Below are 17,414 nucleotides of genomic sequence, written 5' to 3'. Positions count from 1 at the left end.
CGGCCCGGTCCAGGACCGGACCGGGGCGTGATAAAACCTCAGGCGTTGCCAGCCGGGCTCGGTTCGTGCTGCCCGTAGTCGTTCTGGTATCGAGCGTACAGACGGTCGATGGTGTGTTGGGGAATGGGGACGGGCTCACCCATCTGTGCAGAAACCTGGACGGTGTGGGCCACCTCCTCGCACATCGCCGCGGTCTTGACGGCAGCCGTCGCGTCGACGCCGATCGTGAACGGGCCGTGGTTGGCCATCAGCACGGCCCGGGACCGGGATCCCCGCAGGGTCTCCACGATTCCCCGCCCGATCGAGTCGTCGCCGATCACGGCCAGCGGTCCCACCGGGATCTCGCCGCCGAACTCGTCGGCCATCATGGTGAGCACGCACGGGATCGGCTGGTGGCGGGCCGCCCAGGCGGTGGCGAAGGTGGAGTGGGTGTGGACCACCCCGCCCACCTCCGCCATCTGCTGGTACACGTAGCCGTGGGCGAAGACGTCGGAGGACGGGCGCAGCGAGGCGTCGGTCCCGTCGTCGACCTTGTGGCCCGCCAGGTCGCAGACCACCATCGCATCGGGGGTGAGCAGCTCGTAGGGCACCCCGGAGGGCTTGATGACCAGCAGGTCGGTGCCGGCCTCCTCGGCGCAGCGGATCCGCTGAGAGACATTCCCGGCGGTCCAGACCACCAGGTTCCAGCGGATCAGCTCCCCGTGGAGTCGGGCCACCTTCTCCCGGGCGGCGTGGATCTGCGCCTGGGTCCGGGCAGACAGGTCGGCGATCCGGATCTGCTTCGGGGTGGCGGGACTAGTCATTGAGGTAGGCGTCCTCCGAGTGGTCCCCGGCCCGCCGCAGCAGCGGTCCGCGCTTCTTCTCGGCCCGGATGTGCGCGGCCCGGCGGATTTCCTTGAGCCGGTGCATCACCGGATTGGCTCCCCGACCGAAGTAGTCGTGCAGGATCTGGTACTCGCGGTAGAGCTCGTCGTACTGGCCGGCGCGCTCCTCGTCGACCTGGTAGACCCCCTCCTCCTTGGCCCCCATCGCCGCAGCGGCCGCCTTGACGTCGGGATAGACGTCGGCCGCCACCGCACCGAAGACCGCCGATCCGCGGGCCCCCGGCTGAGTGGTCAGACCCAGTGACAGCGGCACCCGGCAGATGTCGCAGAGCAGCTGCATGAGGAAGCCGTTCTTGGTGAGGCCGCCGGCCACCACCAGCTCGTTGATCGCCACCCCGGCCTGGCGGAAGGACTCGATGATGGTGCGGGCGCCGAAGGCGGTGGACTCCAGCAGGGCCCGGTACTGGTCCTCGGGGGTGGTGGTGAGGGTCTGTCCCACCATCAGGCCCGACAGGTTGGCGTCGGCCAGCACCGAGCGGTTGCCGTTGTGCCAGTCCAGCCCGATCAGCCCGTGCGCGCCGACCTCCTGGTCGCGGCACTTCTCGGTGAGCAGGTCATGGACGCTGATCCCCCGCCGGGCGGCCTGGTCGAGATAGGACTGCGGCACGCAGTTGTCGATGAACCAGGCGAAGATGTCGCCCACCGCGGTCTGGCCGGCCTCGAACCCCCAGGAGCCGTCGACGACGCCGCCGTCGACCACCCCGAACATGCCGGGGACCTCCTTGAGCTCGGGTCCCGGCACGATGTAGCAGGCGGAGGTGCCCATGATGGCGGTCATCTGGCCGTCCTCGACCGCCTGGACTGCGGCGGCGGTGACGTGGGCGTCGATATTGCCCGAGGCCACCGCGATCCCCTCCGGCAGTCCGAGCCGGGCGGCCCACTCGGCGGTCAGGCCGCCGACCCGGGCACCCAGGGGCAGCACCGGGGCGTTCATCTTGGTCTCGAAGACATCCTCGAACTCAGGGTTGAGGTTGCGCAGGAACTCCTTCGACGGGTACTTCCCGTCCTGGAACATTCGCTTGTACCCGGAGTCCCCGGCCGCGAAGGTGAGGGTGCCGGTGAGGGTCCAGGTGAGCCAGTCCAGGGCGTCGACGAAGACGTCGGCGGCGTCGTAGACCCGCGGCGCCCACTCCAGGGTCTCCAGAACCTTCGGCATCAGCATCTCGGCGGACAGGATCCCGCCGTAGCGGGCCAACCACGGCTCACGGCGCACCTGGGCCAGCTTGACGATCCGGTCGGCCTGGTCCTGGGCGCCGTGGTGCTTCCACAGCTTGACCCACGCGTGCGGCTCATTGGCGAACTCCTCGCTCAGACACAGCGGGGTGCTGTCGGACCGGCAGGCCAGCACGGTGGCGGAGGTGAAGTCCAGACCGATGCCGACGACATCGGCCGGGTCGACCCCGGCGTCCTTGAGGGCGCCCGGGACGATGTGCTCCAGGGTCTCGATGTAGTCGGCGGGAGACTGCAGGGCGAAGTCCGGCGGCAGCTTCTGCCCGTCGGCGGCATCCAGGGTGCGGTCCATCACCGCGTGCGGGTAGTCGTGGACATCGGTGCCCATCTCGGCACCGTCGCTGGCCCGCACCACCAGGGCGCGGCCGGACAGGGTGCCGTAGTCGAGACCGATGATGTACTTCTGGGACATGGCTTCCTACCTCTGTGTGGGAATGTGAGCGGGTGAGGGTCGGGGCCGCGGACGGCCCCGACCGTCGTCTGATCAGTGCTTCCAGGGGCGCTTGGCCCAGAACCCGTCGCCGACGAAGAGCTTGTCGACCTCCTCCTGGAGGACGCCGGCCTCCAGCAGGAAGTCCAGCAGGGTGTAGCGCGACCGGATCATCTGGCAGCGGAAGTAGGTCTGGTGGAAGCGCTCCTCGGTGAGGCCGATCTGGCCGGGATGGTAGACCCCGCCCACCTCCTTGAGGATCTTCTCGACCCGCTCGGCGGGCATCACCTGGTCGGCGCAGCGGCGCTGGATCTCGGGCCACTTCTGGGCGACCAGTTCGAGACGCTCGCGCAACTGGTCGGCGGTGAGGTACTTGTCCATCGTCTGCTTGACGGCGGGCTCGAGCATGTCGCCGGTGAAGTTGCGGCGAACCTTCGCCTCCATCTCCTGGGCGCTGGGCCACTTCGCGACGGCGGCGTCGATGTCGAGGCTGCTGAAGTCGATCGTGAGGATCTCGGCCCACAGGGCCAGCACCGCGATGGTGCCCAGGCCCACCTTCATGCCATGGGTCAGCGGGGGCTCCTGATCCATCCCGAGCTTCTCCATCTCCCAGGTGTGGGAGAACTGGTGGCCGGCCCCGGATGCGGGCCGGGAGCTGATCCGGTACTTCTGCATCGCCAGACCCGACATCACCAGGCCCTCGACCAGGCCCTCCAGAGCCTCGGGCTTGCCGACCGACAGGCCCTTGGGGTCGGAGATGGCCTGCGGGAGGGGCCCCTGGACCAGATCCCAGACCTCCTTGTCGATGGGCTCGATGCCCAGTTCGTCGGCGATGATCCAGTCGGCCCCGGCCGGCACCTTCTCGATGAGGTCGCCCAGCCCGGTGGCGGTGCACCGCTGCGGCGCCCCGGCCATCGTCGGCAGGTCGGCGATGAGGGCCTGGGGGGCCCGGCAGCTCATCGTGTGCTTGAAGCCGTTCTCGGTGATGGAGGCGCCGAAGGCGGCGTAGCCGTCCATCGAGGCGGCGGTGCAGACATTCATGTAGCGTCGTCCGAGCTCGTCGGAGGCGCGCTTGGTGAGGTCGTTGAGGGTGCCCGAACCGATCGAGCAGGCGATCACGCCGTCGAGGCCGGCCAGGTGGTCGCGGATCTTCTGGACGTTCTCGTAGGCGGCGTAGACGGTGGGGTGGGCCGGGAAGATCATCGGCTCGACCAGCTCGACGCCGGCCCCGGTCAGGGAGGCCTTCACCGCCTCGCCGGCGACCCCCCAGGTGTTGCCGTCGGCGATGATGATCGCCTTGGCATCGCCGAAGAGCTTCGTGAAGACGGGTCCCGTCTGGTCGAGGACTCCGTGCCCCATGACCACCACATCGGTGTCGTCGGAGTCGGCAAGAGCTCTCTCAATAAGTTCGGACATGTCATTCCTCTCGTGGAAACTGTGGGACTGGCCCCCATCGGTGGCCGGTCTGTGCGACCGGCCACCGATGGGTCCAGTGCGTTGCGTGCTGTGCCGCGCGTGCTGTGCTGCTCGCACTGCCCGGTGCTGCCCGGGCCCCCGCGGGGCCCGGTCAGCTCAGTGCTTCTGACAGCTCAGTGCTTGGCGGCCTCGTGATCGACGAGCTCGTGGATCAGCGACTGCATCAGCGGGAAGGAGCGCATGTACTTGTCCAGGTAGAACTGGTACTGCTCGTGACGCTGCGGGTCGGGCTCGATGATGTCGATCTCATGGACCATGTTGGCACCGGCCTCCGGCAGGTCCTTGTACAGGCCCGCGCCGACGGCGGCGATCATGCAGGTGCCCAGGACGACGGCGTCGCCCACCTCGGTGAGTGCGATCGGCACGCCGGTGACGTCGGAGTGCATCTGGATCCAGTCGCGGCTCTTGGTCGAACCGCCGCAGGCGACCATCTTCTCGACATTGACGCCGGCATCCTTGAAGGCCTTGACCGAGTGGCCGATGCCGTAGCAGACGGCCTCCTGGATGGCGTGGTAGACGTGCGCCGGGGTGTGGGCCAGGGACAGCCCCCACATGATGCCGCGCGCCTTGGAGTCGGTGTAGGGGGTCCGGTTGCCCTGGAAGTACTCGTTGACGATCAGCCCGTCGGATCCGATCGGGATGTCGCGGGACTGGGCGTTGAGGACGTCGTAGGGGTTGAGCCCGACCTTCTCGGCGGCCGCGACGACGTCGGAGGCGAAGTTGTCCTTGAACCACTTGAGGACCGATCCGGTCGACACCCCGGAACCCTCGACGGTGAACTGTCCGGGAACCACGGCGTCGGTGTAGGACCCCCAGAACCCCTCGCCGTGGATCTCGCGGTCGCTCTGACCGCTGAGCACGTGGGAGGAACCGGTGATGAGGGCGAAGGTGCCCGGGCTCAGCACCCCCAGGCCGATCTGGCCCGCCCAGGCGTCGCCGGGGCCCTGGGCGACCGGGATTCCGGGACGCAGGCCGAGCAGCTGGGCGGGAATCGTGCCGAGCACGCCGATCTGCTCGCCGAGGTTGACGACCCGCTCGGGAACCTTCTCGAACAGATCACCGCAGCCGACGGCCTCGTAGAAGTCGACCGGCCAGCCGCCCTGGGCCCGGTTGTAGTAGGAGCGGATCGAGTGGGTGTTGATGTTGGCGGTCCACTCGCCGGTCAGCTTGTAGGTGACCCAGTCGGCGGCATCGACGATGTGGGCGGCGCGGGCGTAGTTCTCCGGCTCGTGCTCCTTGAGCCAGGCGGCCTTGAAGGGGAAGTTCTCGGCGGGGGCGGCGCCCTTGCCGCCGTTGTTCATCAGCCGGGCGACGGAGTCGGACTGCTCAGCGCGGGCCGCCTGGGTGGTGGCGCGGTTGTCCATCCACATGATCGCCGGCCGGATCGACTCCCCCTTGGAGTCCAGGGTGACCATCGTGAAGGTCGTCGCATCGTAGGAGATGCCGGCGATCGCCGAGGGGGAGATCCCGGCGTTGGAGATCGCCCGGTGGGCGCTGGCCTGCAGGGCCTTCCACCAGTCCTCCGGGTCCTGCTCGGCCCAGCCGGGGTGCGGGAAGTTCGTCGGGTAGGGGGTGGCCGCGAAGGTCAGCGGTCGGCCGGCCAGGTCGAAGATGGCCACTCGACACGACTCGGTGCCGTAGTCGATGCCGAGAACGTAGGGTCCGTTGTCAATCATGAATCTCTCCTTTGAGGGCGCCCGTCACTGGGCACCGGAACACAACAGGGGATGAGCAGAAGGTCTGCTCGAGGGTGACGTCCCGTCCCGGGAGGTCACTGGTCGTCGTCGCTCCATCCGAGCTCGTCCCACACCGAAGCCGGGATGAGCCGGTCGATCCGGTCCAGCACCCAGGTCGGGCGGTGGGCCCGGTCGAGGGCCGCGACATCGTCGGCGGTGGCCTCCCCGGTGAGCACGCAGGCCGATCCCATCCCGGTGTCCAGAGCCATCTGGATATCGGTCTGGAGCCGGTCGCCGACCATCACGCAGTCCTCCACCGCGACGTCCAGACCCTCCAGTGCTGCGGTGAGCATCACCGGCGAGGGCTTGCCCAGGTTCACCTGGCAGGTGGTCCCGGTGCAGGCCTCGATGGCCGCGGTGATCGCCGCGCAGTCGGGCTCCCCGCGTCCCCCCGGGAAGGGGCAGAACCGGTCCGGGTTGGTCTGGACGAGGAAGGCCCGCTTGTGGAACCAGATGGCGTCGAAGGCGATCTGGAGTTTGCGGTAGTCGAACTGCCGGTCGTAGGAGGCGACCACGATGTCGATCTCGGTGGGGTCCTCCGACAGCCGGATCCCCGCCTCGCGCAGACTGCGCTTCAACGGCTCCTCGGATATCGCGAAGACGGTGGCATCGGGATGGTTGGCCCTCAGCCAGTTGGTGGTGGTCACCACGGTGTTCGAGATGTCGGAGACCTCGGTGGGAAGTCCCAGCCGGGCCAGCTTCTCGACGTACTGGTGGGGATCCTTGGTGGGGTTGTTGGACAGGAATCGGACCGGGATCTCCCGCCGACGCAGTTCCTCGATCATCCGCTTGGCCCCGGGCAGCAGGTGGTCACCGAGGTAGATGGTGCCGTCCATGTCGAAGACATAGGCCTGCTGGAAGGTGGTCGGGGCGTTCACGATGTCATTCATTGAGTTCTCCTGGTCGGCGGGAGGTCCGCAGCACGAGTGGACGGGTCAGGACATCCAGGCGGCCAGGGTGACCACCAGGGTGTTCGAGATCCAGATGGCGGCGGCAGGCGGGTCGATGTGGCTCGTGCCACGGTTGTACCAGAGGCGGGCGGCCAGCTCGGCGAGCACCGCGGCGACGATGCCGGCGACGGCAGCGATGATGAGGGCCACCACGACCATCAGCCAGGTGTGGGAGTCCCAGGTGCTGGTGGCGGTCCACTTGAAGGATGCGAAGGTGCTGCCCATCAGCAGCGGGAAGAACTGCACGGCTGCCAGGCCGGCGATATTGGTGACGTGGTGCTGGACGGGCATGTTCCGGTTGGTGATGAGGAACAGGATGATGATCGCCGAGATGCCGAAGGCGAAGCTGTTGGCATTGGCGGCGGCCAGGTGGTTGGGCAGCCCGCGGGAGGTGAGGTAGGCGCCGACATTGGCGGCCAGGAAGATCGAGGCGGCACCGGCGAAGATGCCGAACAGGGAGCCGATGGTGATCAGCTGGGAGGGCTTCTCCTGCCACTCGAGCCAGCGGCCGTTGGGTCCGGGCTTGATCTTGGCGGGGAAGGAGGAGGCGTCCTCGTGGAACAGCTCGGGGTTGTGCATCGACCCGGTGAACAGCTGCTGCTTCTTGACACCGCCGAACATCCAGCGGGCCGCCAGGCCCGAGATGAGCACGGTGAGAGCCACCGAGTCGGTGTGCTTGCCGAACCAGGGGATGTAGGAGATCCCGATCTGGACCAGGTAGCCGAACACGCCGAAGAGCGAACCGACCATCAGGACGTCCGGCTTGCCGAGTCCGGCCAGCGGCGAGTTCACATCCTTTCCGTCGGTCATGTAGCCCTTGTAGGTGGCGTAGATCGCGCCGGCGACACCGCCGGCGAAGGCCACGTACGGGCCGAAGAACGGACCGAAGGCCAGGAAGTCGAAGCCGAAGGTGTTGCCCGTGGCGGCGAAGATGCCCCACGAGACCAGCACCATGAAGCCGGTCATCACGAATGCGTAGTTGCCGCCGATCGCTGCGCCGACGGCGCCTCCCGCGATCGCAGCGAGGAGTCCGAAGATGAAGACTCCCAACGAAGCTGTGAACATCAGTGTCCCTAGTGGTCAGGCGGGTGCGGCCCGCGCTCATGTCACCGTCGGCCGGATGCCGCGGCGTGACCCCGTCGCGCCGATGGCGACGAACCGGGGTGGCCCTGCGTCGCACCGTCACAGGTGCGGCTCGCGAGGCTGGGTCCGCGTCGTGGCGGACCCGGTCTGGGCCGGCGCGTCCGCACCTCACTCGGAGGGCCGGACACGCCGACGGGTCTCAGCAGTCCTGGCCGGCTCCAGCGATCTGGCCGCCGGCGTTGGCCTCGTACTCGCTGATCAGGTCCACATTGGCCTTCGAGTGAGAGGTCGGGTCGAAGGTGTAGTCGAGGAACTCGCGGGCCAGTCGACGGGCCAGCTCCAGTCCGATCACCCGCTCCCCCAGGCACAGCACGTGGGCGTCGTTGGACATGATGAGTCGCTCGACCGAGAAGCTGTCATGGGCGGTGCACGCCCGGATCCCGGGAACCTTGTTGGCCGAGATGGCCATCCCCATCCCAGTTCCGCAGATGAAGATCCCCCGGTCGGCCCTGCCCTCGGCGATCACTCGGGCACCCGCGACACCGATGTGCGGGTAGAGAGTCTTCTCACCAGGGGTGATACCGACATCGATGACCTCGTCGACCCGCGGATCGGCCTCGAGATCGGCCTTGATGGCCTCCTTGTAGTCCACTCCGGCCGGGTCTCCGGCCACCACGATTGTGAATCCCATCGCTCCTCCGAGCCTCCTTGCGTTCGGAACGGGCCTTGCGGTCCGCCAGGGCGAATCGCCCTGATGGCGCTAAAACTAACACAGCTTGTGACAAAAACACCATGAAACGTGTGAGAACTATGAGCGATCGGGGATCGGTCGGGACCGGCGGCTCACCGGCGGCCGCCGTCGCCGCCCGGCGAGGGGGCCACGCTCACCTGGACGCCGGTCTCCCGCAGGTGGCTGAGCATCTCGGGGGAGGACTTGTCATCGACCACCACGTGGTCGAACTCCTGGAGGTCGGCGAACTTGAACAGGGCGCGTCGGTTGAACTTCGTGTGGTCCAGCAGCAGCACCCTGGTCTCGGCGGAGTCGAGCATCGCCCGTTTGACCTCGACCACCTCCTGGTAGGGGTGGTAGCAGCCCATCTCGAAGATCCCCGAGGCTGAGACGAAGGCCAGGTCGGCGTGCATCGACCGGATGGTCCGCACCGCCGTCGGCCCCATCAGGGAGTGCGCCCAGGCCTGGTACTCCCCGCCGGTGACGACCAGCTTCGCGCCACGGCAGGCGGCCACCTCATCGGCCACCAGCAGGGAGTTCGTCACCACCGTGACATTGCTGATGTCAGGCAGGGCGCGCAGCAGCCAGACCCCCGAGGTGGAGTCGTCGAGCATCAGCGAGCAGCCGTTGGTGACCAGGGTGGCGGCCTCGGCGGCCACCGACTGCTTCTCCGCCGAGGACTGCTCCAGCCGGAAGTCGGCATCCGCCTCGTGCAGCCCGCTGGCCACCGCGACCACCTGGCCGCGATGTCTGGTGAGCACGCCGCTGTCCTCCAGCACCGACAGATCCCGGTAGATCGTCATCGCGGAGACCCCGGTGAGGCTCACCAGGTCCTCGACGCTCATCGAGCCGTTGCGGATCACCGTCTCGGCGATCGCCAGCTGGCGGCCCCGCGGGCCGTCCTGTCCGCGCCTGCCCGACTGGTCGGTTGCACTACTGGGCATGGTCCCATCCCTTCATGAACCGGTCCGACGGCCGTGGTCGCGGGGCCGGAGAGGTGCGTCGATCTCGGTAGTGTGGTGCCTATGACCGCTTATCATGCCGATTCCTCCGACGTCGTCGACAAGGAGGTCCTCACCTGGTCTAGGTTCGGGACCGCCCAGGAGGAGCTCGCCCAGCAGATCGCCGACTCCGGATTCCACCCCGAGGTGCTCATCTCGATCGCCCGGGGAGGGATGCTGCTGGGCGGTGCCCTCACCTACTCCCTGGGCGTCAAGCTCACCGATGCGGTCAACGTCGAGTTCTACACCGACGTCAACCAGACACTGCCCGACCCGGTGCTGCTGGCCCCGATGCTCGACACCGCCTCGATCAAGGGCAAGCGGATCCTGGTCGTCGACGACGTCGCCGACTCGGGGCGCACCCTGGCGCTGGTCCTCCAGCTGCTGAGCGGCTACGGCGCCGAGGTCCGCTCGGCGGTGCTGTACACCAAGCCGGGCACGGTGGCCCACCCGGACTACCAGTGGAAGACGGTCGACCGGTGGATCGTCTTCCCTTGGAGTGCCAAGCCCCCGGTCACCGCTCACTGAGACCTCCTCAGCCGATCACGCTGCCGACGGCGCGCACGACCTCGACGAAGGAGACCGCCCCGGGATCCGGGGTGCCCAGGGACTTCTCGCCGAGGGGCCGGGAGCGTCCCAGCCGGGCCACGATGCCGGCGGTCGACCGCGCCCCCTGGTCGGCGGCCAGCACGGCTGCCCCCCAGGCGGTGGGCAGGTCGGCCGTCGACCCCTGGAGGGTCCTCACGAAGGGCTCCATGGCGTCGACCATCGTCTTGTCCCCGAGCTGGGCGCCGCCCAGCCGGGTGACCGCCTCCAGGGCGGCGCCGGCCGCCCGCACCACGAGTTCCGGACGGCACGGCTGATCGTCGCCCAGGGCCGAGCCGAAGGCCGTGAGTGCGGCCCCCCACAGTGCCCCCGAGGTGCCGCCGGCCTGCTCCGACCAGGCCGCCCCGGCGGCGGCCAGGGTGGTGAGCGCCCCGGCCCCCTCGGCAGCGACCTCCCGGGCCGCCTGCACGGCGGCGGCCGATCCGCGGGCCATCCCGATGCCGTGGTCCCCGTCCCCGGCGATCGAGTCCAGCCGTCCGAGCTCGTCCTGGCGCTCGACCAGCATCGACCTCATCAGGTCCAGGGCGCCGACGACCGTGCCGGCCACCTCCTGGGAGACGGGGCTGCCGGGGGTCGCGACGGTCACCGCCTCCGCCTGCTGGGACAGCTCGGCGGTGTCGAGCTCCACCTCGCCGATCGCCCCGCGGCGGTAGGCGGGGGTGTCGCAGGGGGCCAGCCAGAGCGGCTCGATGACCTCGTCGAGCCACACCAGGGTCAGCGACAGTCCGGCCATGTCGAGGCTGGTGACGAACTCGCCGACCTGGGGGTCGACGACCTCCAGACCGGCCTCGACCAGGCGCCGGCGGATGTCGTTCCAGATGACGAAGAGCTCCTCGTACTTGGTGTCGCCCAGCCCGTTGACGATCGGCACCACCCGGACTCCGGCGTCCTCGGGACGGTCGGCCAGCAGGCCGTCGACCAGCATCTGCGCCAGGTCGTCGGCGGTGCCCAGATCCGCGTCGTGGATGCCGGGCTCGCCGTGGATCCCCATCCCGACACCCATCCGGCCCTCGGCGACCCGGAACAGCGGCTGGTCCGCGCCGGGCAGGGTGCAGCCCTTGAAGGCCACCCCGAAGGACCGGGTCCGGTGGTTGACGCGGTTGAAGACCTCGACCACCTCGTCAATGCCCAGACCGGCCTCGCAGGCGGCACCGGTCACCTTGAAGGTCGGCAGGTCCCCGGCGATGCCGCGACGGCGGGACAGGTCGTCGGGGCCGGCCGAGGCGATGTCGTCGGTGACCAGCAGGCAGCGGGTGTCGATCCCTTCGCTCTTGAGCCGCTCGGCCGCCTGGCCGAACTGGAGGACGTCGCCGGCGTAGTTGCCGAAGCCGATGAGCACCCCGGCGCCGCGGTCGGCGGCCTTGCACACCGAGTAGGCCTGCGCGCCCGAGGGGGAGGAGAAGATATTGCCGCAGACCGCGCCATCGGCGAATCCCTGCCCGACCCATCCGGCGAAGGCCGGGTAGTGGCCGGACCCTCCTCCCACCACCAGGGCGACCTTGCCGGGGCGGGTGACAGTGGCCCTGGCCACCCCGCCGAAGACCGGCTTGAGGTGCTGGGGGAAGGCACTGGCCAGGCCGGCCACCGCCTGGGCGGGGAAGTCATCGGGGTCGTTGAGTACTCGGGTCATCCACGTCTCCACTTCTGTCTGGGGAGGAAGCATGCAACCGGGATCCGATCAGCTGTGATCGATCCCGATCATGTCGTTTTTTCACGTTCAGGACTAGCCTTTTCACATCAAATCATGAGAAGTTCGGATCAACAAGCGGGACCATCGGTCCGTTCCCGCGCCTGCGACATGCCAACCGGGAGGATCACCGAGATGACCTCAACCATGCCCACCCTCACCCTGCGCGGCCCCGGCGACGTCGCCCTGGTCGACAAGCCGGTCCCCTCCCCCGGACCCGGCGAGGTGCTGCTGGCGGTGGAGGCGACGACTATCTGCGGCACCGACCTGCGCATCATCTCGGGGGAGAAGACCAGCGGGGTGAGGCCGGGGGCGACCCTCGGTCATGAGGTGGCCGGCCGGATCGCCGCGATCGGCGAGGGGGTGGCCGGTTCACCGGGCGGCGCCGATCTGGTGGTGGGACGCCAGGCGACGGTCTCCATCGTCGTCTCGTGCGGATGCTGCCGGGCCTGCCTGATCGGTCGGGAGCACCTGTGCAGCGGTCTCGAGCTGGTCGGGTACGGGATCGACGGGGGCCTGGCCCCCTACCTGCTGGTGCCGGCCCGGGCGGTGGCACGGGGAAATGTCATCGTCTCCCCCACCGAGCTGCCCGCTGCCCGGCTGGCCCTGGCCGAACCGCTGTCCTGCGTGCTCAACGGGCACCACCGGCACGGCGGGGTCAATCCGGGCGAGACGGTGGTGGTGATCGGTGGCGGACCGATCGGGCTGCTGCACACCCAGCTGGCCCTGGCCGGCGGTGCGGCCCGGGTGATCCTGTGCGACCGCCACGAGGAGCGGCGCGCGGTGGCCCGCGGACTGGGAGCGACCGGGGTGGCGCCCGAGGAGCTCGCGGACAGGGTCGCCGACCTCACCGGCGGCTGGGGGGCCGATGTGGTGGTGGTCGCGATCGGGCGGACGGAGCTGGCCGAGACCTCCCTGGAGCTGGCGGCCCCCGGTGGCCGGGTGAGCTGGTTCGCCGGATTCCCGAAGGACTCCCAGTCGCTTCTCACCCCCAACACGGTGCACTACCAGGAGCTGACGGTCTCCGGAGGCTCCAACGCCCGACGGGCCGACGTCCATGACGCCGTCCGGCTGCTGGCAGCCGGTGTGATCGACGAGACGCCGATCGTCACCCACACCTTCGGGCTGTCCCAGTGGCCGAAGGGGATCGATGCGGTGCGGTCCCACCTGGGGATCAAGATCGCCATCGACCCCCGACGCTGAGCCTCAGATCGCCAGCTCGGCCAGTTCGGCGCTCGGGGTGCCGAACCGGTGGGCGGTCAGGGACACCGACTGCTCGCGCAGGAAGGCCAGCAGCTCCACCCTGGGTGCGGCGGTGACCGGCCAGGACCAGACCGCCAGATCGGGGTCGCCCGCGGTGGCCGCGGCGACCTCGGTGGGGTCGGCGCCGATCAGTCGGACCCTGCGAGGGGCTCCGGGGGCGCCCATCGAGACCAGCCAGTCGGGCTGGGCGACGACATCGCAGACCACCCCAAGAGCGGTCAGGGCACTGGCCAGGACCGGGTCGACCCGCGGGTCGAGGCTCACCGAGAGCACCGGGCCGGCGGCCAGCAGGCCGGCGCTGCAGGCGCGGGCGGCGTCACTCAGATCGGCGTCGGGGCCGATCCGGATCAGGGTCGCGGCGGGTCGGTAGCGGAACTCGTCGCGCTCGTGGATCAGACCGCCGATGTCCCGGGCGATGCCGAACTCGTGGGCCCAGGCGGCGGCGTCGCGGTGGGCGGCGTCCCACAGCCATCCCTCCCGGACGGCCTCGGCCCGGCGATGGGCGATGTGGGACAGGAACTGCTCGACCCGCGGCGACAGCGGGCCGTCGGGGGCCGGGGTCCTCGGTTCGGCCGGAGCCCAGGAGCCGAGCACGGCCAGATAGTTCGGGCCGCCGGCCTTGGCGCCGGGGCCGACCGCCGACTTCTTCCACCCGCCGAAGGGCTGACGGCCCACGATCGCACCGGTGATGCCGCGGTTGATGTACAGATTTCCGGCCTGGACGTGGTCCAGCCACCAGGAGATCTCGGCGGGATCCAGCGAGTGGATACCGGCGGTCAGGCCGTAGGGGGTGCCGTTCTGGTAGGAGACGGCGGTGGCCAGGTCGGGGGCTGACATGATGCCGGTGATCGGGCCGAAGTACTCGGTGAGGTGGTAGCGGTCCCCCGGCCTCACCCCGGCGCGCACGCCGGGACTCCAGAACCGGCCCGAGGGGTCGATCCGGCGGGGTCTCAGGGCCCAGGTCTGGCCGGGGTCCAGGGTGGTGAGGCCCTCGAGGAGTTTGCCCTCGGCGGGCTGGATGAGGGGCCCGAGCTGGGTGGCCAGGTCACTGGGGTCGCCGAGCCGCAGGGAGGCCGCGGCGTCCAGGATCTGGTGGCGCAGCCGTTTCGACCGGTAGGCCTGACCTACCAGGATCACCAGGGAGGCGGCCGAGCACTTCTGGCCGGCGTTGCCGAAGGCCGAGCGCACGATGTCTGCGGCGGCCAGGTCGTAGTCGGCGTTCTCGGTGACGATGATGGCGTTCTTGCCACTGGTCTCGGCCAGCAGTGGCAGGTCGTGGCGCCAGGAGCGGAACAGCGTCGCGGTGTCATGGGCCCCGGTGAGGATGACCCGCTCGACGTCGGGATGGCTGATGAGTCGGCGTCCCACCTCGTCCTCGGCGGCGTCGCCCAGCTGGAGGACCTCGCGCGGGACCCCGGCCCCCCAGAGGCACTCGGCGATCACCGCGGCGCAGCGTCGGGCCTGCGGGGCCGGCTTGAGCAGCACCGCCGATCCGGCGGCCAGCGGGGCCAGCACCGATCCGGCGGTGATGGACAGCGGGAAGTTCCACGGCGGGGCGACCACCGTGAGCCGGGGCGGGGTGAAGGTCGCCCCGTCCACCTGTTCCAGGCCGATCGCGTGGTTGGCGTACCAGGTGGCGAAGTCGATCGCCTCGGAGATCTCGACATCCCCCTCGGCGACGATCTTGCCGGTCTCGGCGCCGGCGATCGCCAGCAGGTCCCCGCGACGTCGGGCGAACTCGGCGGCCACCTCCCGCAGGATCTCGGCACGGCGGGCGGCGCCCAGACCGTTCCAGCCCGGCTGGGCGGCCAGGCCAGTCGCGACCGCGTCGTCGACCTCCTCGACGCTGGCGAGGTGGTGGGAGGCCACCGTGGTGGCTCCCAGTCGGCAGTGGTCCATCACCGCCGCCACCTCGGCGGCCCACTCGCGCACCGGGGCCAGGGCCGGGTCGGAGTCGGTACTGGGACGGTAGCCATCGGCCGGGTCGGGCACCCGGTCGATCTCCTGGTGCCGGTTGGGCGCCGGAACGGTGCGGGTCAGGCCGTCGAGGGCGGCGCGGAACCGGGCCTCCTCGCGGGAGAACAGGTCCGGGTCGCGGCCGAGCTCGAAGACCGCCGACATGAAGTTCTCGGCGGCGGCCCCCTCCTCGAGGCGTCGCACCAGGTAGGAGATGGCGACGTCGAAGTGGTCGGGATGGACGACCGGGGTGTACAGCAGAACCCCGCCGACATCGGCACCGACCCGTTCGACCTGGTCGGGGACCATCCCGAGCAGCATCTCGAACTCGACCCGGTCGCCGACCCCGCGCCGATCGGCCAGCAGCTTGGCCATGGCGATGGAGAACAGGTTGTGCCCGGCCACCCCGTAGCGCACCGATCGGGTGCGCTCGGGGGTCAGCGCCCAGTCCAGGACGCGCAGGTAGTTGCTGTCGGTGGCGACCTTGGAGTGCCAGGGGGCCTGGGCCCAGCCGTGCAGCTCGGCGTCGACCTTCTCCATCGGCAGGTTGGCTCCCTTGACCAGCCGGATCTTGATGCCGGCTCCCCCTCGGGCGGTGCGCCGGTCGGCCCATGCGGTGAGCCGCTGGGCGGCGGCCAGGGAGTCGGGGAGGTAGGCCTGCAGCACGATGCCGGCCTCCAGGGTCAGGAACTCCGGGCGGTCCAACAGGTTCTGGAAGACGTCGATGGTGAGGTCCAGGTCGTGGTACTCCTCCATGTCGAGATTGATGAACTTGGCGGTGGCCGAGCGGGCGGCCAGTCTGAACAGCGGTGCGAGCCGGTCGGCGACCTCCTGGACGGTGGCGTCGTGGGCCCACAGGTCCAGCTGGTTGACCACCGCCGAGATTTTCACCGAGACGTAGTCGACGTCGTCGCGGGCCAGCAGCCTCTTGGTGCCGGCCAGTCGGGCGGCGGCCTCCCGGTCGCCGAGCACCGCCTCGCCGAGCAGGTTGAGATTGAGCCTCACACCGTCCTTGCGCAGCCGGCGCAGGGCGCGGCCGAGTGCCCGGGGGCGGGCGTCGATGATGAGGTGTCCGACCATCTGTCGCAGCACGCCACGGGCCAGGCCGACCACCAGGCGGGGGGCGTGGGGGGCGGTCCGGCCGGCCATCCGGACCCCGGCGCGCAGGACCGGGGGAAGGAAGGATGCGTCGGTGCGGGACAGTCGCGCCAAGGCCGCCGCGGCGGTGCCGGGATCCTCGGGGCGCATCACCCGGTCGATGAACTCCACGGTGAAGGGCAGCCCGGAGGGTTCCCTCAGAACCTGGGAGAGCAGGGTCGCGGCGACTCTGCTGCGGTCCCGGGGGAGCATCCCGCGCCACCGTGCGACGGTCCCGGTCCGGCGCTGCTGCGATCCGGCCCGGCCCTGCTGCGAAGAGTTGTCGAGGGCCCATCGACGGGCGAGCTGGACGGCCTCATCGGCGAGTTCGGCCGGACGGGGACCGGCAGAGCTCCAGGAATCCTCGGGGTTCTCGTCGTGGCGGTCGTCATGGTCAGTGCCGTGGGTGCCCATGACGGGACGATAGTCCCGCCGGGCGGTATGTGTTCGATCCTCGGGTGAACTCAACCGACGATCGCACACTGAACAACGCCGACGACATGCAGCGAGTCAACCATCCCGGCCACCGAGGTGACTCCCGTCGGACAACCGTCGCGTCCATGCCCCGTGACCCCAGTTCGCGGACTTCGGCGGAGCCTGGATCGAGGTGGGCCTCACTCCAGCGATGTGGGCACCAACGACATGCGCCTCCCGATGCCGTGACTTTCGACCAAGATGCCGAGAAAAAGGAAACCGTCTCTCCTGATTCCGTGACTTTCGACCAAGATGCCGATGGCAGAAACTCCGTATCCATGGACGGTGCTAGCGTCACACCAGACAGTTCGAGAAAGGTCCGATATGCTCATCACACGATGGAGGGCGGCGGGTGCCGTTGCCGCCGCGATCGCTCTGGCTGTGGGGGTCCCCACCGCAGCCGAGGCAGGCAATTACACCGCAACCGGGAGTTGTTCCGCGAGCGGAAACAATCTCAACGCGCAGGCCACATACAGCGACAGTGGTGGCTACCACGTCTGGAAGCTCGCGAGCTGGACCATCAATGGCACGCCGACCGGCGGAAAGAACAATGTCAACATCAGGCTCTACTCTGGTGCTACTCAGAAGTGGGCATGGAACTCACCCGACAGCATGCCCTTCGGAAACGGCCACACCGGAATGCAGAACGCCAAGACTCGCCCTATTGATCATGAGTCCATCTTCTGGACGGCCATCTTCGATCGTTCCGGTGTCGATCCTCAGTGCACCGCCGCCAGGAAGAATTTCTGAGCCCGCACAACCATGAAGAAG

At 69.2% G+C, this 17,414-nt stretch carries 13 protein-coding genes; 3 read left to right on the top strand and 10 right to left on the bottom strand.

The annotated features are described in order from the left end of the window. Positions 1–38: 38 nt before the first annotated feature. The 8 genes from H590_RS0105190 to H590_RS0105155 form a co-directional block, all read right to left on the bottom strand. Positions 39–803, bottom strand: coding sequence for an L-ribulose-5-phosphate 4-epimerase (locus H590_RS0105190; protein ID WP_036981169.1), 765 nt, complete (start codon positions 801–803; stop codon positions 39–41). Then, the gene (locus tag H590_RS0105185) at positions 796–2,526 is read right to left on the bottom strand and encodes a ribulokinase (RefSeq protein WP_028702734.1); all 1,731 of its coding nucleotides are present in this window, start codon (positions 2,524–2,526) and stop codon (positions 796–798) included. The genes H590_RS0105190 and H590_RS0105185 overlap by 8 nt, the downstream gene beginning before the upstream one ends. Before the next feature lie 72 nt (positions 2,527–2,598). Next, entirely contained in the window at positions 2,599–3,960 is a 1,362-nt protein-coding gene (locus H590_RS0105180; protein WP_028702733.1) for a sn-glycerol-1-phosphate dehydrogenase, read from the bottom strand. Positions 3,961–4,133: 173 nt separating this feature from the next. Further along, the gene (locus H590_RS0105175; protein WP_028702732.1) at positions 4,134–5,696 is read right to left on the bottom strand and encodes an FGGY-family carbohydrate kinase; all 1,563 of its coding nucleotides are present in this window, start codon (positions 5,694–5,696) and stop codon (positions 4,134–4,136) included. Positions 5,697–5,791: 95 nt separating this feature from the next. After that, a complete protein-coding gene (locus H590_RS0105170; RefSeq protein WP_028702731.1) occupies positions 5,792–6,646 on the bottom strand; it encodes an HAD-IIA family hydrolase in 855 nt (284 codons plus the stop codon). A gap of 45 nt (positions 6,647–6,691) precedes the next feature. Beyond that, positions 6,692–7,771, bottom strand: coding sequence for a DUF7973 family transport facilitator (locus H590_RS0105165; protein WP_028702730.1), 1,080 nt, complete (start codon positions 7,769–7,771; stop codon positions 6,692–6,694). A 217-nt stretch (positions 7,772–7,988) separates the two neighbouring features. Next, on the bottom strand, positions 7,989–8,480 hold the full coding sequence (locus H590_RS0105160; protein ID WP_028702729.1) for a ribose-5-phosphate isomerase: 492 nt from the start codon (positions 8,478–8,480) through the stop codon (positions 7,989–7,991). Between the two features lie 152 nt (positions 8,481–8,632). Further along, positions 8,633–9,463 carry a DeoR/GlpR family DNA-binding transcription regulator gene (locus tag H590_RS0105155; protein WP_028702728.1) on the bottom strand — a complete coding sequence of 277 codons (831 nt, stop codon included), beginning with the start codon at positions 9,461–9,463 and terminating at the stop codon, positions 8,633–8,635. A gap of 81 nt (positions 9,464–9,544) precedes the next feature. On the opposite strand from H590_RS0105155, the gene H590_RS0105150 reads away from it, so the two are divergent. Next, complete coding sequence (locus tag H590_RS0105150) at positions 9,545–10,048, top strand: phosphoribosyltransferase (RefSeq protein ID WP_028702727.1); 504 nt, start codon at positions 9,545–9,547, stop codon at positions 10,046–10,048. Between the two features lie 7 nt (positions 10,049–10,055). On the opposite strand, the gene H590_RS0105145 is transcribed toward H590_RS0105150, so the two are convergent. After that, positions 10,056–11,756, bottom strand: coding sequence for a dihydroxyacetone kinase family protein (locus H590_RS0105145; protein WP_028702726.1), 1,701 nt, complete (start codon positions 11,754–11,756; stop codon positions 10,056–10,058). A 192-nt stretch (positions 11,757–11,948) separates the two neighbouring features. Between H590_RS0105145 and H590_RS0105140 the strand changes: the two genes are divergently transcribed. Continuing rightward, complete coding sequence (locus H590_RS0105140) at positions 11,949–13,016, top strand: zinc-binding dehydrogenase (RefSeq protein WP_028702725.1); 1,068 nt, start codon at positions 11,949–11,951, stop codon at positions 13,014–13,016. A gap of 3 nt (positions 13,017–13,019) precedes the next feature. Here H590_RS0105140 and H590_RS0105135 read toward each other — a convergent pair whose 3' ends face one another. Next, positions 13,020–16,583 (bottom strand): bifunctional proline dehydrogenase/L-glutamate gamma-semialdehyde dehydrogenase, encoded by a 3,564-nt coding sequence (locus tag H590_RS0105135; protein ID WP_028702724.1) that lies wholly within the window; start codon positions 16,581–16,583, stop codon positions 13,020–13,022. A gap of 384 nt (positions 16,584–16,967) precedes the next feature. Between H590_RS0105135 and H590_RS18265 the strand changes: the two genes are divergently transcribed. Beyond that, positions 16,968–17,393, top strand: coding sequence for a hypothetical protein (locus H590_RS18265; protein WP_027588104.1), 426 nt, complete (start codon positions 16,968–16,970; stop codon positions 17,391–17,393). Positions 17,394–17,414: the final 21 nt, after the last annotated feature.

This window comes from Acidipropionibacterium jensenii DSM 20535 (genome assembly GCF_000425285.1).
Lineage (GTDB): Bacteria > Actinomycetota > Actinomycetes > Propionibacteriales > Propionibacteriaceae > Acidipropionibacterium > Acidipropionibacterium jensenii.
The sequence above is the reverse complement of the archived record's forward strand: the minus strand, read 5'-3'. Positions and strand labels throughout refer to the sequence as shown.

What these genes read in the sequence shown, in the direction of transcription:
- H590_RS0105135 (WP_028702724.1), bottom strand. Translation starts at nt 16,583, where the DNA reads ATGGGCACCCACGGCACTGACCATGACGACCGCCACGACGAGAACCCC.
- H590_RS18265 (WP_027588104.1), top strand. Translation starts at nt 16,968, where the DNA reads ATGCTCATCACACGATGGAGGGCGGCGGGTGCCGTTGCCGCCGCGATC.
- H590_RS0105180 (WP_028702733.1), bottom strand. Translation starts at nt 3,960, where the DNA reads ATGTCCGAACTTATTGAGAGAGCTCTTGCCGACTCCGACGACACCGAT.
- H590_RS0105190 (WP_036981169.1), bottom strand. Translation starts at nt 803, where the DNA reads ATGACTAGTCCCGCCACCCCGAAGCAGATCCGGATCGCCGACCTGTCT.
- H590_RS0105160 (WP_028702729.1), bottom strand. Translation starts at nt 8,480, where the DNA reads ATGGGATTCACAATCGTGGTGGCCGGAGACCCGGCCGGAGTGGACTAC.
- H590_RS0105185 (WP_028702734.1), bottom strand. Translation starts at nt 2,526, where the DNA reads ATGTCCCAGAAGTACATCATCGGTCTCGACTACGGCACCCTGTCCGGC.
- H590_RS0105140 (WP_028702725.1), top strand. Translation starts at nt 11,949, where the DNA reads ATGACCTCAACCATGCCCACCCTCACCCTGCGCGGCCCCGGCGACGTC.
- H590_RS0105155 (WP_028702728.1), bottom strand. Translation starts at nt 9,463, where the DNA reads ATGCCCAGTAGTGCAACCGACCAGTCGGGCAGGCGCGGACAGGACGGC.
- H590_RS0105175 (WP_028702732.1), bottom strand. Translation starts at nt 5,696, where the DNA reads ATGATTGACAACGGACCCTACGTTCTCGGCATCGACTACGGCACCGAG.
- H590_RS0105170 (WP_028702731.1), bottom strand. Translation starts at nt 6,646, where the DNA reads ATGAATGACATCGTGAACGCCCCGACCACCTTCCAGCAGGCCTATGTC.
- H590_RS0105145 (WP_028702726.1), bottom strand. Translation starts at nt 11,756, where the DNA reads ATGACCCGAGTACTCAACGACCCCGATGACTTCCCCGCCCAGGCGGTG.
- H590_RS0105150 (WP_028702727.1), top strand. Translation starts at nt 9,545, where the DNA reads ATGACCGCTTATCATGCCGATTCCTCCGACGTCGTCGACAAGGAGGTC.
- H590_RS0105165 (WP_028702730.1), bottom strand. Translation starts at nt 7,771, where the DNA reads ATGTTCACAGCTTCGTTGGGAGTCTTCATCTTCGGACTCCTCGCTGCG.